The sequence below is a fragment of the Pelagibacterium luteolum genome (assembly GCF_900100665.1).
Classification (GTDB): domain Bacteria; phylum Pseudomonadota; class Alphaproteobacteria; order Rhizobiales; family Devosiaceae; genus Pelagibacterium; species Pelagibacterium luteolum.
In genome coordinates this window covers 707,268-720,373 of the sequence record NZ_FNCS01000001.1, presented here as the reverse complement: position 1 = coordinate 720,373, position 13,106 = coordinate 707,268, and the positions used below count along the sequence as shown (strand labels likewise).

Here is a 13,106-nt window from a genome sequence, read left to right as displayed (position 1 = left end):
GCATTAACACATGATCAAGCGCATCGCTGCCGCAGCCATCACCCTCGCCGCAATGACGGCGCCAGCCTTTGCCCATCTCGATCCCGTCGAGCACGGCTCGTTCATGGCCGGGTTTACCCATCCGCTGTTCGGGCTCGATCATATCCTCGCCATGGTCGCCGTCGGCCTCTGGGCGGCCAGCGTCGGCGCGATGGACGGCTCGCACAAGGCGCTCTGGGCCGTGCCCGCCGCGTTCGTTGCCACCATGGCCATCGGCTTTGCCGCCGCCATCCTGGGCGTGCCGCTGCCCTTCGTTGAACCCGTCATTCTCGCCTCGGTGATCTTTATCGGCATCATGGTTGCCCTCGCCCTGCCGCTCCCCACTGCAGGCGTTGCGGCTGTCGTTGCGTTCTTCGCGCTGTTTCACGGCCACGCGCATGGCGGCGAAATGGGCGAAGCGGGCGCTCTTGGCTATGCCGCCGGCTTTCTCGTCGCCACGGCGCTGCTGCACGCTGCCGGCATTGCGCTCGGGCTTGTCGCGGGCCGTCTTCTGGCCACCACGCGCGGGGCCATCGCCACACGGCTCGCCGGTGGCCTCACGGCTCTGGGCGGGCTGTGGCTGGCGATCGGAGGTTGATGATGATCCCGGGCGAAATCATCCCGAAAGCCGGCGATATCGAGCTCAATCCTGGGCGCGAGGCTGTTACCATCGAGGTCGCCAATACCGGCGACCGTCCCATCCAGGTCGGCAGCCATTATCATTTCTTTGAGACCAATGCCGGGCTGGCCTTCGACCGCGACGCCGTGCGCGGCATGCGGCTCGATATACCGGCCGGCACCGCCGTTCGCTTCGAGCCCGGCCAAACCCGCGAAGTCACCCTCATTCCCCTTGATGGCGACCGGCGCGTCTATGGTTTTCGCCAGATGGTCTCGGGCGCTTTGGACCGCTGAATGGCTAACGGCCCGAATTCATCGGCGCAAACAAAAAGGCGGGGCGCTTGCGCACCCCGCCATTCGAGACGGACAGAAAAGTCCGTTTTACTGGGTCGTCACTTCGCCTTCGGCTGCAGCATCGGCTCCAGCTTCAGCTTCGGCCCCGGCAGCAGCGTCCGAATTCATTTCGGTTTCGGTCGCAGCCCCGCCTTCCATATCGGCATGGGCGCTGTCGTCGACAAAGACGGTCAACGAACCATCGGCCTGGCTCCACACGCCAACGACGTCGTCAGAGGCATAGCCTTCGGCTTCGAGCGCGGCGACGATGTCGGCATTGCCTTCGACGTTGCCCTGAAGCGTTGCGATATCGGCCTCGAACTCGGCGTGAGCATCAGCGAAAGCGGAGGCGGTGAATTCACCGTCATCGCTCAGCGAAGACACGGATACGATTTCGATTTCGGTATCTGCAGTCACGCCCGACAGATCGGCAGCGGCAGCGCCCTGGAGGGCGGCGTCGAGGTCACCGAAGCTGTATTCGGACAGTTCGGCACCAGCGCCAGCCATGGCGTCCGCACCGGCTTCCACTTCAGTGGACGTCGCGTCGGTGTCGGCATCGACATCGGCACCGGCATCCACCCCAGCATCGACGCTGGTGTCGTCACCAGCTTCGACGCCAACGTTAGCGCCGGCGTCGACGCCAACGCTCGTATCCTGTGCGAGAGCTGCGAGCGGCATCGACAGAGTCAGTGCCGTACCAAGAGCAAGAGCAGAGAGCTTTTTCATTTTCATTCTCCATTTGGGTTTGCGTTGACCGCCCCTCTGGAGCCTACAAACGAGCAAGTCCCACTAGAGTTGCATGCAGTTTCGAGACGTCCAGACGCACTCAAATTGTACCATCGAGCCCCATAAGGAGCCGCTTCATGCCCGCCAAAATCACCCGCGCGCTTTACGCCGATATGTACGGCCCGACGACCGGAGACCGCGTGAGACTGGCCGATACAGAGCTTTTTGTCGAAGTGGAAACCGACCTCACCATCTATGGCGAAGAGGTCAAATTCGGCGGCGGCAAGGTGATCCGCGACGGCATGGGACAATCACAGGTTACACGGGCTGCCGGCGCCGTCGACACGGTAATAACCAATGCGCTTATCATAGATCATTCCGGCATCGTGAAAGCCGATATCGGATTGAAGGACGGCACGATCACCGCGATCGGCAAGGCGGGCAATCCCGATACCCAGCCGGGCGTTTCGATCATCATCGGCCCGGGCACCGAAATTATCGCCGCAGAAGGCAAGATCATCACCGCGGGCGGGTTCGACGCCCATATCCACTTCATCTGCCCCCAGCAGATCGAAGAGGCGTTGATGAGCGGGGTCACGACAATGCTGGGCGGAGGCACCGGCCCCGCCCATGGCACGCTGGCCACCACCTGTACGCCGGGCGCTTGGCATATCGGGCGGATGATTCAATCGTTCGACGCGTTTCCCATGAACATCGCGTTGTCGGGCAAAGGCAATGCCTCGCGACCCGAGGCGCTGATCGAGCAGATCATGGGTGGAGCCGCCGCGCTCAAACTGCACGAAGATTGGGGCACCACCCCCGCCGCCATCGACAATTGCCTTTCGGTCGCCGACGACTACGACGTGCAGGTGATGATCCACACCGATACGCTGAACGAGAGCGGGTTCGTCGAGGATACGATCGCCGCCTTCAACGGCCGCACGATCCACGCCTTCCACACCGAAGGCGCCGGCGGCGGTCACGCCCCCGACATCATAAAAGTGTGTGGCCTCGAAAACGTCATCCCCTCTTCGACCAACCCCACACGCCCCTACACGGTCAACACGCTGTCGGAACATCTCGACATGCTGATGGTCTGCCACCATCTCGACCCCTCGATCCCCGAAGACGTCGCCTTTGCCGAAAGCCGCATCCGCAAGGAAACCATCGCGGCTGAAGACATCCTCCACGATATCGGTGCGTTTTCGATCATCTCGAGCGACAGTCAGGCCATGGGAAGGGTGGGCGAAGTTCTGATCCGCACCTGGCAGACGGCCGACAAGATGAAGCGCCAGCGTGGCGCCTTGCCGGAAGAAAAGGGCGAAAACGACAATTTCCGCGTCAAGCGCTACATCGCCAAATATACCATCAACCCCGCCATCGCTCACGGCATCGCCGATCACATCGGCTCGGTCGAAGTCGGTAAGCGCGCCGATCTCGTCATGTGGAACCCGGCGTTTTTCGGCGTCAAACCCGACCTCGTCATGCTGGGCGGCATGATCGCCGCCGCCCCCATGGGCGACCCCAACGCCTCGATCCCCACGCCGCAGCCCATGCATTACCGCCCGATGTTTGGCGCCTATGGCAAAGCAATCGCCAACACCTCGGTCACCTTCGTTTCCAAAGTGGCGCTCGAAAATGGCCTGCAATCGAGGCTCGGGGTCGACAAATCCATGCTCGCCGTCAACAACACTCGCGGCGGCATCGGCAAGTCGTCGATGATCCACAACGCCGCCACCCCCAACGTCACGGTCGATCCCGAAACCTACGAAGTCCGCGCCGATGGCGAACTTCTGACCTGCGAACCCGCCGAAGTGCTCCCCATGGCACAACGTTATTTCCTGTTCTAGGCACCTCTACCCGTAACCCTCGGGCTCGACCCGAGGGCCCACGCGGCACCAACCAAGTGAACAAATTCCGCCGCGGTGTCGCCCTTGGGAAACCACACGCCCCATCGCGGCGTTAGCCTCGCGGTTCACAGCGAGAGGAGATCACGTCCATGGGCAAATTAGGGATCGAAGCCAATCCAAATGGCACGCATATTGGACGATCGATGGGACTGGCCCTCGCTACCCTCCTCGCGCTCGCAACCCCCGCCGCCGCGCGAACCATGACCTCGGACGACGCCCTGGACGCCCTTCCCGACCCGGAAGGCTACCAACTCGTCATCTCCAATGACGGTCTGCAGCCAGACGCGGTGCAAAACCTCAGCGCCATGCTCGTGGACACCATAGGCGAAGATCACTTTTTCGGCGCCATCTACGCTTTCCTGCCCGAAAATTCGCAGCAACTCTCGATCCATTTGCGCACCGGGCTCCACACGCTGGATGCCGCCGAACGCTCCGCGTTAAGCGATTGCGAAGCCGAGCGGAGCCCCGAGGATTCCGAGTGTCGACTGCTCGGCCAGGTCCTGCCCGATGAGGACATCGAGGGCGCCCCGGAACTCTCCCACGAAGCCATGTACGCCTTCGTTCAGAGCGCGCCCCAGATGGACGGCCCCATCGTCGTCGCCCGCTCGCAAAACACCACGGCATGGTCCATGTGGAGCGGCGAGGACACACGCCAATCGGCGCTCGACGAGTGCAATGAAGCCGTCGAAGCCGGCGGCTTCGAGCCCGATTGCGACATCATCATCGACGACGCGCCGTAAGGATTTTTCGTGCTGGGCCTAAAAACGATCCCCAAGGCAGACTGGCCCCGCACCTTTTGGGATATGGCCGGCTGCGCGCTGATTATCGGCAGCGCCGCGGCGACCGGCCTTTTGATCGGGCTTGGCGTAGCGTTCGCACTCCTTACGTGGTCCGAGGGCGATGCGCGCGGCGGCGAAATGCTGCTGATCGGGTTCTCGGCCCTGGCCGGCGCTGCCATCGGTTTCGCCACAGGCATTGTGGGATCGATCTATTGGCTTGGCTCAAGGCAAAAGCCCACTGATCGCCGCTCGTAAGCGCCGCCCGCCAATTGGCATTCCCCACGCGATCATGCTAAGCCCGGCGCGAACCGTTTTTTGCCGTCAGTTACGGGGTATCCCGCCATGTCCCACGCTCTTCCGCCTCGTCCGCGCGCCAGCCATAATGGCGGTGCTCTCAAGGGCACGATCCGTGTTCCCGGCGACAAATCGATTTCCCATCGCGCCATGATGTTCGGCGCCATGGCGCTCGGTCGCACCACGGTCACCGGCCTTCTCGAAGGCGAGGACGTTCTGGCGACGGGCCGCGCCATGCAGGCGCTCGGGGCCAAAATCGAAAAAACCGGCGACATCTGGCAGATCGACGGCCTCGGCGTCGGGGGCTTTCTCGCACCCGAAACCGATCTCGATTTCGGCAATGCCGGCACCGGCGCACGCCTCACAATGGGGCTGGTCGGCGCCTACCCCTTCGTTTCGCGCTTTGTCGGCGACGCTTCGCTCACCGCCCGCCCCATGAAGCGCGTGCTCGATCCCCTGCGCGCCATTGGCGTTGAAGTCGTCGAACACCACGACAACCGCCTCCCGATCGCGCTGAAGGGCCCGACCGATCCCGTCCCGGTCAACTACCGCGTGCCCATGGCGTCCGCGCAGGTTAAATCCTGCGTGCTTCTCGCCGGCCTCGTGATCCCCGGTACGACGACGGTCGTCGAACCCATCATGACCCGCGACCACACCGAAAAGATGCTGGCCGGATTCGGCGCCGATATTTCCATCGATACCGATGCCGATGGCGTCCGCACCATACGCGTCGAGGGCCTGCCCGATTTCAAGGCACAGACCCTGATCGTTCCCGGCGACCCCTCCTCGGCGGGCTTCCCCCTGGTGGCGGCGCTGATCGTTCCGGGTTCGGAAGTGGTCATCGAGAACGTCCTGATGAATCCCACCCGCACCGGGCTCATCGAAACGCTGCTCGAAATGGGCGGCGATATCGCAATCGAAAACCGACGCACATCGGGCGGCGAAGACATCGCCGATCTGCGCGTCAAACATTCGCGCCTCAAGGGCGTCCGCGTCCCGCTCGAGCGCGCACCATCGATGATCGATGAATACCCGGTCCTCGCCGTCGCCGCCGCTTTCGCGGAAGGCGTAACGGAAATGCCCGGCATCGATGAACTGCGCGTCAAAGAATCCGACCGCCTCGCTGCTGTCGCCCGCGGCCTCGAAGCCAATGGCGTCGCCTGCGAAGAGGGCCACGACTATCTCACCGTCACCGGCAAGGGCTCGGTCCCCGGCGGCGGCAGTGTCAAAACCCATCTCGACCACCGCATCGCCATGAGCTTTCTCGTCATGGGCATGGCGTCGGACACGCCCGTCAACGTCGATGACGACCGGATGATCGCCACGAGCTTCCCAAGCTTTCAGTCCGATTTCGTGCGCCTTGGCGCCGGGTTCTCCAATGTGGAGGATGCCGCATGATCATCGCCGTCGATGGCCCGGCAGCCTCGGGCAAGGGTACGTTGGCTGCCGCTCTGGGCCAACATTTCAACCTGCCCCATCTCGATACGGGGCTCCTCTACCGGGCCGTCGGGCTCGAGGTCAAAGCCCATATCGACGCCCCCGACGTCGAAGCGCGTGCCACCCGCGCCGCCGAATTGCTCGACACCACGGGCCTCGACCCCGAATTCCTGCTCGGTGCCGAGGTGGGCATTCTCGCCTCGAAAGTCGCCGTCTTCCCCGGCGTGCGCAAAGCGCTGTTCGCCGCCCAGCGCGATTTCGCGACACAGACCTCCGGCGCCGTGCTCGATGGCCGCGACATCGGCACGGTGATCGCGCCCGATGCCGACGCAAAACTCTTCATCGTCGCTGAGCCCGAAATCCGCGCCGACCGCCGCGCCCGCCAGCTCGAAGCACGCGGCCAGACTGTCGACCGGGCCAAACTTCTCGCCGATATCGAAGCGCGCGACGCCCGCGACAAGGCGGCGCCGCATGGCGGATTTCACCCCGCGGATGATGCGGTCTTGCTCGATACGACCAATTTGGATATAGAAGCGGCCATTACGGCAGCCATCGCAGAAGTCGAGGCGGCTATCGCGCGCAAGTCGGCAACGCGTTGAGCGTTGCAAAATCCAAACTTGCGGCCTTGGGCCGACAACATTTCACGCCGGAGACCGCCGCAGGGTTTTTGGGTCGCGCGCACGCCGCTCGGTCCTGGAAGCGTTGCTGGCCTTAGCGTCCCCGTGGTGCCCTAGCCTATACATTGCCGGTTGATCATCAAGCGTTTCGGTCCCATATCGTGCCGATAACGCTGCTTGTCATTGGCAGTCGCACACTATCGTCAACACCAACCCGATATGTTCCGGCCAAATGTCCGGAATGGAGTTTTAATGGCTAACCAGACTATTTCTGCTGAAGATTTCGAACAGCTCCTTATGGAGAGCTTTCAGGACGTCGATCCCGTCGAGGGTACCGTCGTCAAGGGCAAGGTCGTCGCGATCGAGAAGGACCTTGCAATCATCGACGTCGGTCTCAAGACCGAAGGCCGCGTGCCGATGAAGGAATTCGGCGCCGCTGGCCGCGACGGCACGATCGCCGTTGGCTCGGAAGTCGAAGTTTACGTCGACCGCGTTGAAAACGCTGCCGGCGAAGCCGTTCTGTCGCGCGAGAAGGCTCGCCGCGAAGAGAGCTGGGTCCGCCTCGAAGTTCTTTACGAAAAGAACGAGAAGGTCGAAGGCCAGATCTTCAATCAGGTCAAGGGTGGCTTCACCGTCGATCTCGACGGCGCCGTGGCCTTCCTGCCGCGTTCGCAGGTCGATATCCGTCCGATCCGCGACATCGCTCCGCTCATGAACGTGCCGCAGCCCTTCCAGATCCTCAAGATGGACAAGCGTCGCGGCAATATCGTCGTTTCGCGTCGTGCCATTCTCGAAGAGTCGCGCGCTGAACAGCGTTCGGAAATCGTCCAGCAGCTCGAAGAAGGCCAGGTTGTCGAGGGTGTCGTCAAGAACATCACCGATTACGGCGCGTTCGTCGATCTGGGCGGCATCGACGGCCTCCTGCACGTCACCGACATTGCATGGCGTCGCGTCAACCATCCCAACGAAGTGCTTTCGATCGGCGAGACCATCAAGGTCCAGATCATCCGCGTCAATCAGGAAAGCCATCGTATTTCGCTGGGCATGAAGCAGCTCCAGGCCGATCCTTGGGAAGGCATTGCAGCCAAGTATCCTGTCAACGCCAAGTTCACTGGCCGCGTGACCAACATCACCGACTACGGCGCATTCGTCGAGCTGGAGCCAGGCATCGAAGGCCTGATCCACGTTTCGGAAATGAGCTGGACCAAAAAGAACGTCCATCCGGGCAAGATCGTTTCGACCTCCCAGGAAGTCGAAGTCATGGTCCTGGAAGTCGATCCGGAAAAGCGCCGCATCTCGCTCGGTCTCAAGCAGACCCTGTCGAACCCGTGGGAAAGCTTTGCCGACAAGTTCCCGATCGGCGCCGAGATCGAAGGCGAAGTCAAGAACAAGACCGAATTCGGCCTGTTCATTGGTCTCGACGGCGATGTGGACGGCATGGTCCACCTCTCCGATCTCGATTGGAACCGTCCGGGTGAAGAAGCCCTCGAAGACTACAACCGTGGCGATATCGTCAAGGCCAAGGTCCTCGACGTCGACATCGAAAAGGAACGCATCTCGCTTGGTATCAAGCAGCTTGGTTCCGACGCGATGGCTGATGCCGCTTCGGGTTCGGATGGTCTGCGCAAGGGCGCCATCGTCACCGCAACGGTTACCGCCGTTAACGATGGTGGCGTGGAAGTCCGGATCGCAGAAACCGATCTGACCGCCTTCATCCGTCGTTCGGATCTGTCGCGTGACCGTGAAGATCAGCGCCCCGAGCGCTTCGCCGTCGGCGAAAAGCTCGATGCGCGTATCATCCAGTTCGACAAGAAGACCCGTCGTATCGGCCTCTCGATCAAGGCGCTCGAAATCGCCGAAGAAAAAGAAGCCGTTGCACAGTACGGTTCGTCGGATTCGGGCGCTTCGCTCGGCGACATCCTCGGCGCAGCCCTCAAGGGCGCCGACAAGAAGTAAGCACACGGAGTGCTGCGAAGGAAAGGTGGCTCCCACTTTTCCTGTTCGGCAGCGCGACCATACAAGTGTGTCCGACTTTCATGAGGCTCGCGCGCAAGCGCGGGCCTTTTTTCTAACTGTCCGTCGTCAGCAAGGAATTCCCGCTCGTGTCTTTTCAATCTCAGATCGAAGTCTTCGACGGCCTCCATCACGTTCTGGCCACCGGTGACCGTCCGGCGCTTTACGACGCCGTCGATCAGGCACTCCAGAACCTCGTCGGGCACAAGCTCTTTACGCTCTTGATCATGCTGCCCGGCGGGCAGGAGGTCCAGCGCTTCTGGAGCAACAATCCGGCCGCCTACCCGGTGTCGGGCCGAAAGAAAATGGGCGAAACGCCGTGGGGCGATCTGGTGATCAGGAAGCGTCAACCCTTTCTCGGTCGGGACATGGACGCCATTCGCTGGGCGTATTTCGATCACGAACTGATCGCCAGCCTAGGTCTTGGCTCGGCCATCAATGTGCCGATCATTGCCCAGAACACTCTTCTCGGCACCATCGCGATCCTCGATGTCGAACATCACTATGATGAGGAGAAACTCGCCATCGCCATGCGGATGGCGCCGTTTCTTGTCGATGCCTTCAGGCAGGAAATAGCTTTGGCGGTCTAGGCTCTTACCGGAGCCAGTCAAAAGCATTTGAGCATGGCCCGATACCTTGGCATGATGGCGCTTGACCAGCACGCTGTCCGATCTTTGCGTTATCCCGCCCGCCGACACGGCCTGACCGGAGCCAAATATGACCTCGACACTTCTGAGCGCAGTCACCAGCTTCGTAGATGCCCAGGGCGGCGGTGAGGGCCATTTCCCCTTGCCCACGGGCGGCGCCCATGTCCTGCGGTCATTTCGCACCGTCGATGCCAATCATGCCCTTTATCGCCCCTCGCTCTGCGTGGTGGTCCAGGGTGGCAAAGAGCTCTTGGTGGGAGACGACACGCTCGAATATGGTGTCATGCAGGCCCTGATCGTCAGCATGGAGACCCCGGCCTGCGGCCGCATCGTCGCCTCCAGTCCTAATGAACCCTTTATCGGCGTCACCATAGATATCGACCCCGCGATCCTGCGCGACGTCTTCGAGCACATGGACCATCCGCCAGTCGCCCCACAAACCGACGGCCCCGCGGCATTCGTCATCGACATCGGCGATGCCCTTGCCGACTGCATCGGGCGGCTGCTCAGGCTGGCCGAGACGCCGCAGGCGATCCCCATTCTCTACCCGGCGATATTGCGGGAAATCTATTATTGGCTCCTGAGCGGTCCCCATGGCGGCGCCATTTGCCGCCAGGCGCTGCCCGAAACCCATCTCGCCCGTATCGCGCGCGCCATCTGGCTGTTGCGCGAGCACTATACCCAACGCCTCTCGATCGATCGTCTGGCCGTTGCCGCCGGTATGAGCCCGTCATCGTTTTACCACCACTTCAAGGCGCTGACCGCGATGACGCCGCTGCAATTCCAAAAGCAATTGCGTCTGCTCGAAGCGCGGCGGCTGATGTTTTCCGATGCCGTAAACGTCACCGAGGCCGCCTATCGCGTCGGCTATGAAAGTCCCTCGCAATTCAGCCGTGAATATTCCCGCGCCTTCGGCGTGCCGCCCAAGCACGATACGATGAGCATTCGATCGCTCACACCGGTCGCGATGCCGTCCTAGCAGGATCCCATCGTGCAGCATTGGAGGATCAGGCAAGTTTCCTGAATGTTCCGGCATGGCCGTTTCGGCCCCGGTTCGCCATCATGGCTTCAGTTTCTCCAACAGCTGAACGGCAAGGACAACCGATGACGAAATGGACAACAGCCAACATCCCCTCGCAATCAGGCCGCACGGCCGTGGTCACCGGCACCGGCGGCATCGGTTATGAAGACGCTCTGGCACTGGCCGGCGCAGGCGCTAATGTCGTGCTTGCGGGCCGCAACGCCAAAAAGGGCGCCGAAGCCGTCGCAAGGATCAAGGCGAGCCATCCACGCGCATCGGTGCGCTTTGGACTTTTAGACCTCGGCGATCTCGCCTCTGTTGCCCGTTTTGCCGAGCAGCTCGCCGCTGAGCAACCGCACCTCGATATTCTCATCAACAATGCCGGCGTTATGACCCCGCCCGAGCGACGGACCACGAGCGACGGCTTTGAATTGCAATTGGGCACAAATTATCTCGGTCATTTCGCCCTCACCGCCCATCTGATGCCGCTGCTCAAGAAGGGCACGAACCCGCGCGTCATAACCCTTGGGAGCGTCGCCGCGCGGAGCGGTGCTATTGATTTTTCCGACCTGCAGGCCGAACGCAGTTACGACGCCATGAAGGTCTATAGCCAGTCCAAGCTCGCCTGCATCATGTTTGCGTTCGAGTTGGCCCGCCGCAGCAGGGCTGCAGGATGGGGCATCGAGAGCATGGGCGCGCATCCAGGCATTTCCCGCACCGATCTCATCCCCAATCAGGCCGCCCGTTGGAGCTTTGCCGGGCTCACGCGCCGGATGCTGCCCTTCCTTTTTCAGCCCGCCTCGCAAGGCGCACTGCCAACGCTTTATGCCGCCACCGACCCCAATGCGCGCGATGGTGCCTATTACGGCCCCGACCGGCTCGGCGGCACCCGCGGCTATCCCACCCAGGAAACCCCGCCGCCACAGGCCCTCGACAGCGCAAAAGCCAGCCAGCTCTGGGATGTTTCGGAGGCGCTTGTCGGGATACGCTTTGCATAAAGCGCACCGATCATGGAGCAAATCGGAACGATGAAAGTTCATCATCAGTTCAGGGCGGTGCGGCTATACCCGGACCGCCCCTGTCTGGATCGTTCAGGCACCTGCAACTTCGATATAAGAGGGTTTGATCCTTGACCTTGCTCCGCGCTTTTTCTCTCGCCGCCCTTTTGGGCACAATCGCCCTGCCCGCATCGGCGCTTTCGATCGCCATCGACCCAGCGACCGGCGAGCCCCTGGCGAACCCGCCCACGATCTTTCTGACCCTCAATGACGCCGCTGGCGAGGTGGTCGGCGATTATACGCTGGAGCAGTTCTCGTTCCGCGTTGCGCCCAACCCCGAGTTCGAGGACGAACAGAGCGATGGCCGCCCCCGCTTTACCCTTTTCGTGACGTCCATGGACGCCACCTTGATGAACTGGGTGCTCGATGAGGATACGACGCGGTCGCTGGTCGTCGAAATCCTCCCCCGCGAGGCCGAAGGCACCGCCCTCACCTACACGATCGAAGGGATCACCGTTCACGCCGTCGACGGCTATCTGACGACTGGTGAATTTGAACAAAGTTCGGTGTCTCTCACCATCAGCGCCGACGATTTCTCGCTCGCCGAACGCGACATACAACCCATCGAGAATTGATCCGCCTCACTTCGGCGTCAGCGTTTCGACCAGAAAGGCGATGACGGCATCCTTGGCCGCCATTGCCGCTTCGCGCTGGAACTGCTGGCTCGGCCCCGTCTCGACGCAGCCATCGTCCCACCCGAACGGCCGCTCGAAATTGTCATCGGCATAGAGCACCCCCGCATATTCTGTTCTGAAACAGGCCCGGGACGTCTGCGCCTCGCCAACAACGAAAAAGGCCGGCGCCGCACTGTTGTCGAAGGCATGACTGGCATCGGGATAGGTTGTAATCTCCGCATTGGTGCCCGCCGCCGCCAGAGCGGCGATATAGCGCTCGCACGCCGCCAACGGGTTCCAGTCGTCCGCCTCCCCGTGAAACAGCCTTATGGGCGCACCCGTCGTTTGCAGCGGATCCTCGAGCGCGAAATTGCACGGCGGATAAAACGGCACATGCGCGGCCAGCGGTTCGGCGGGACCGTAGAGAAACGCAAACCGGTCCATCGCGCTATAGAGCGCCCCGATGCCGCCGCGCGAGAACCCAAGCACTGCTATGCGCCCCGGATCGATGGCCGCATGGCGCGCCAATGCGTCAGCGGCGCGATAGGCGTCATAGACGGCATAGAACTCCCCCAGCCGCCCCTGATCTGAGAAAATCTCCTCGACCCCGCGCGCCGTGTAGCTGTCGACAAGAAGCGTTGCAAATCCCGCAGCGTTCAGCCTCGTCTCCCAATCGCGATAGCCCATGGAGCCCGCCCCGCTCGAACCGTGCAGGATGATGACGGCCGGATACGGCCCTTCGCCGCCGGGCAATTGCAGCTTGCCGCTGATATGGGCGGGCGACCCGTAACGCGCCTGCCCCTGGAGGAACTGCGTGTCGGTCGCCGTCACCGAATAGATCGGCAGGGTCTCGGGCGCGACCTGCGCCGCGCCCGTGACCGGAGCAAGCCCCCCGAGGCTGCAAAAAGCGGCGAGACCCGCCCGCGCACACAATGATATAAGAGAATTGGACGAACCGGATTTCGGTCTGGACATGGCGATACCTCTTATGTGGTTGAGTGGTTCCATACGCGCCCTAGGT

The 13,106-nt window shown here is 62.0% G+C and carries 14 protein-coding genes; 12 read left to right on the top strand and 2 right to left on the bottom strand.

The window, feature by feature from the left end; genetic code table 11:
- The first annotated feature begins 10 nt into the window (after nt 1–10).
- Together BLR31_RS03490 and BLR31_RS03485 are read left to right on the top strand one after the other, a co-directional pair.
- Nucleotides 11–616 carry a HupE/UreJ family protein gene (locus BLR31_RS03490; protein WP_090591565.1) on the top strand — a complete coding sequence of 202 codons (606 nt, stop codon included), beginning with the start codon at nt 11–13 and terminating at the stop codon, nt 614–616.
- A 2-nt stretch (nt 617–618) separates the two neighbouring features.
- Nucleotides 619–930, top strand: a complete 312-nt coding sequence (locus BLR31_RS03485; protein WP_090592117.1) for an urease subunit beta — start codon at nt 619–621, stop codon at nt 928–930.
- A gap of 87 nt (nt 931–1,017) precedes the next feature.
- Here the strand turns inward: BLR31_RS03485 and BLR31_RS03480 are convergent, their stop codons facing one another.
- Complete coding sequence (locus BLR31_RS03480; protein ID WP_143009299.1) at nt 1,018–1,695, bottom strand: hypothetical protein; 678 nt, start codon at nt 1,693–1,695, stop codon at nt 1,018–1,020.
- 137 nt (nt 1,696–1,832) lie between these two features.
- Here BLR31_RS03480 and ureC point away from each other — a divergent pair, with 137 nt between their 5' ends.
- The 10 genes from ureC to BLR31_RS03430 all read left to right on the top strand — a co-directional run bounded on the left by ureC (nt 1,833) and on the right by BLR31_RS03430 (nt 12,046).
- Complete coding sequence (gene ureC, locus BLR31_RS03475) at nt 1,833–3,545, top strand: urease subunit alpha (protein WP_090591557.1); 1,713 nt, start codon at nt 1,833–1,835, stop codon at nt 3,543–3,545.
- A 149-nt stretch (nt 3,546–3,694) separates the two neighbouring features.
- Nucleotides 3,695–4,345 carry a hypothetical protein gene (locus BLR31_RS03470; RefSeq protein ID WP_090591554.1) on the top strand — a complete coding sequence of 217 codons (651 nt, stop codon included), beginning with the start codon at nt 3,695–3,697 and terminating at the stop codon, nt 4,343–4,345.
- A 9-nt stretch (nt 4,346–4,354) separates the two neighbouring features.
- Nucleotides 4,355–4,639 carry a hypothetical protein gene (locus tag BLR31_RS03465; RefSeq protein WP_090591551.1) on the top strand — a complete coding sequence of 95 codons (285 nt, stop codon included), beginning with the start codon at nt 4,355–4,357 and terminating at the stop codon, nt 4,637–4,639.
- Nucleotides 4,640–4,726: 87 nt separating this feature from the next.
- Complete coding sequence (aroA, locus tag BLR31_RS03460) at nt 4,727–6,076, top strand: 3-phosphoshikimate 1-carboxyvinyltransferase (RefSeq protein WP_090591547.1); 1,350 nt, start codon at nt 4,727–4,729, stop codon at nt 6,074–6,076.
- Nucleotides 6,073–6,714 (top strand): (d)CMP kinase, encoded by a 642-nt coding sequence (gene cmk / locus BLR31_RS03455; protein WP_090591543.1) that lies wholly within the window; start codon nt 6,073–6,075, stop codon nt 6,712–6,714. The genes aroA and cmk overlap by 4 nt, the downstream gene beginning before the upstream one ends.
- Before the next feature lie 270 nt (nt 6,715–6,984).
- Entirely contained in the window at nt 6,985–8,688 is a 1,704-nt protein-coding gene (rpsA, locus tag BLR31_RS03450) for a 30S ribosomal protein S1 (RefSeq protein ID WP_090591540.1), read from the top strand.
- 146 nt (nt 8,689–8,834) lie between these two features.
- Nucleotides 8,835–9,335 (top strand): GAF domain-containing protein, encoded by a 501-nt coding sequence (locus BLR31_RS03445; RefSeq protein ID WP_090591536.1) that lies wholly within the window; start codon nt 8,835–8,837, stop codon nt 9,333–9,335.
- Nucleotides 9,336–9,462: 127 nt separating this feature from the next.
- On the top strand, nt 9,463–10,371 hold the full coding sequence (locus tag BLR31_RS03440) for an AraC family transcriptional regulator (RefSeq protein WP_090591534.1): 909 nt from the start codon (nt 9,463–9,465) through the stop codon (nt 10,369–10,371).
- A gap of 125 nt (nt 10,372–10,496) precedes the next feature.
- Nucleotides 10,497–11,411, top strand: a complete 915-nt coding sequence (locus BLR31_RS03435) for an SDR family oxidoreductase (RefSeq protein WP_090591530.1) — start codon at nt 10,497–10,499, stop codon at nt 11,409–11,411.
- A 131-nt stretch (nt 11,412–11,542) separates the two neighbouring features.
- Complete coding sequence (locus tag BLR31_RS03430; RefSeq protein ID WP_090591526.1) at nt 11,543–12,046, top strand: hypothetical protein; 504 nt, start codon at nt 11,543–11,545, stop codon at nt 12,044–12,046.
- A gap of 6 nt (nt 12,047–12,052) precedes the next feature.
- Here BLR31_RS03430 and BLR31_RS03425 read toward each other — a convergent pair whose 3' ends face one another.
- Entirely contained in the window at nt 12,053–13,060 is a 1,008-nt protein-coding gene (locus BLR31_RS03425) for a dienelactone hydrolase family protein (RefSeq protein WP_176762489.1), read from the bottom strand.
- Nucleotides 13,061–13,106 lie beyond the last annotated feature (46 nt).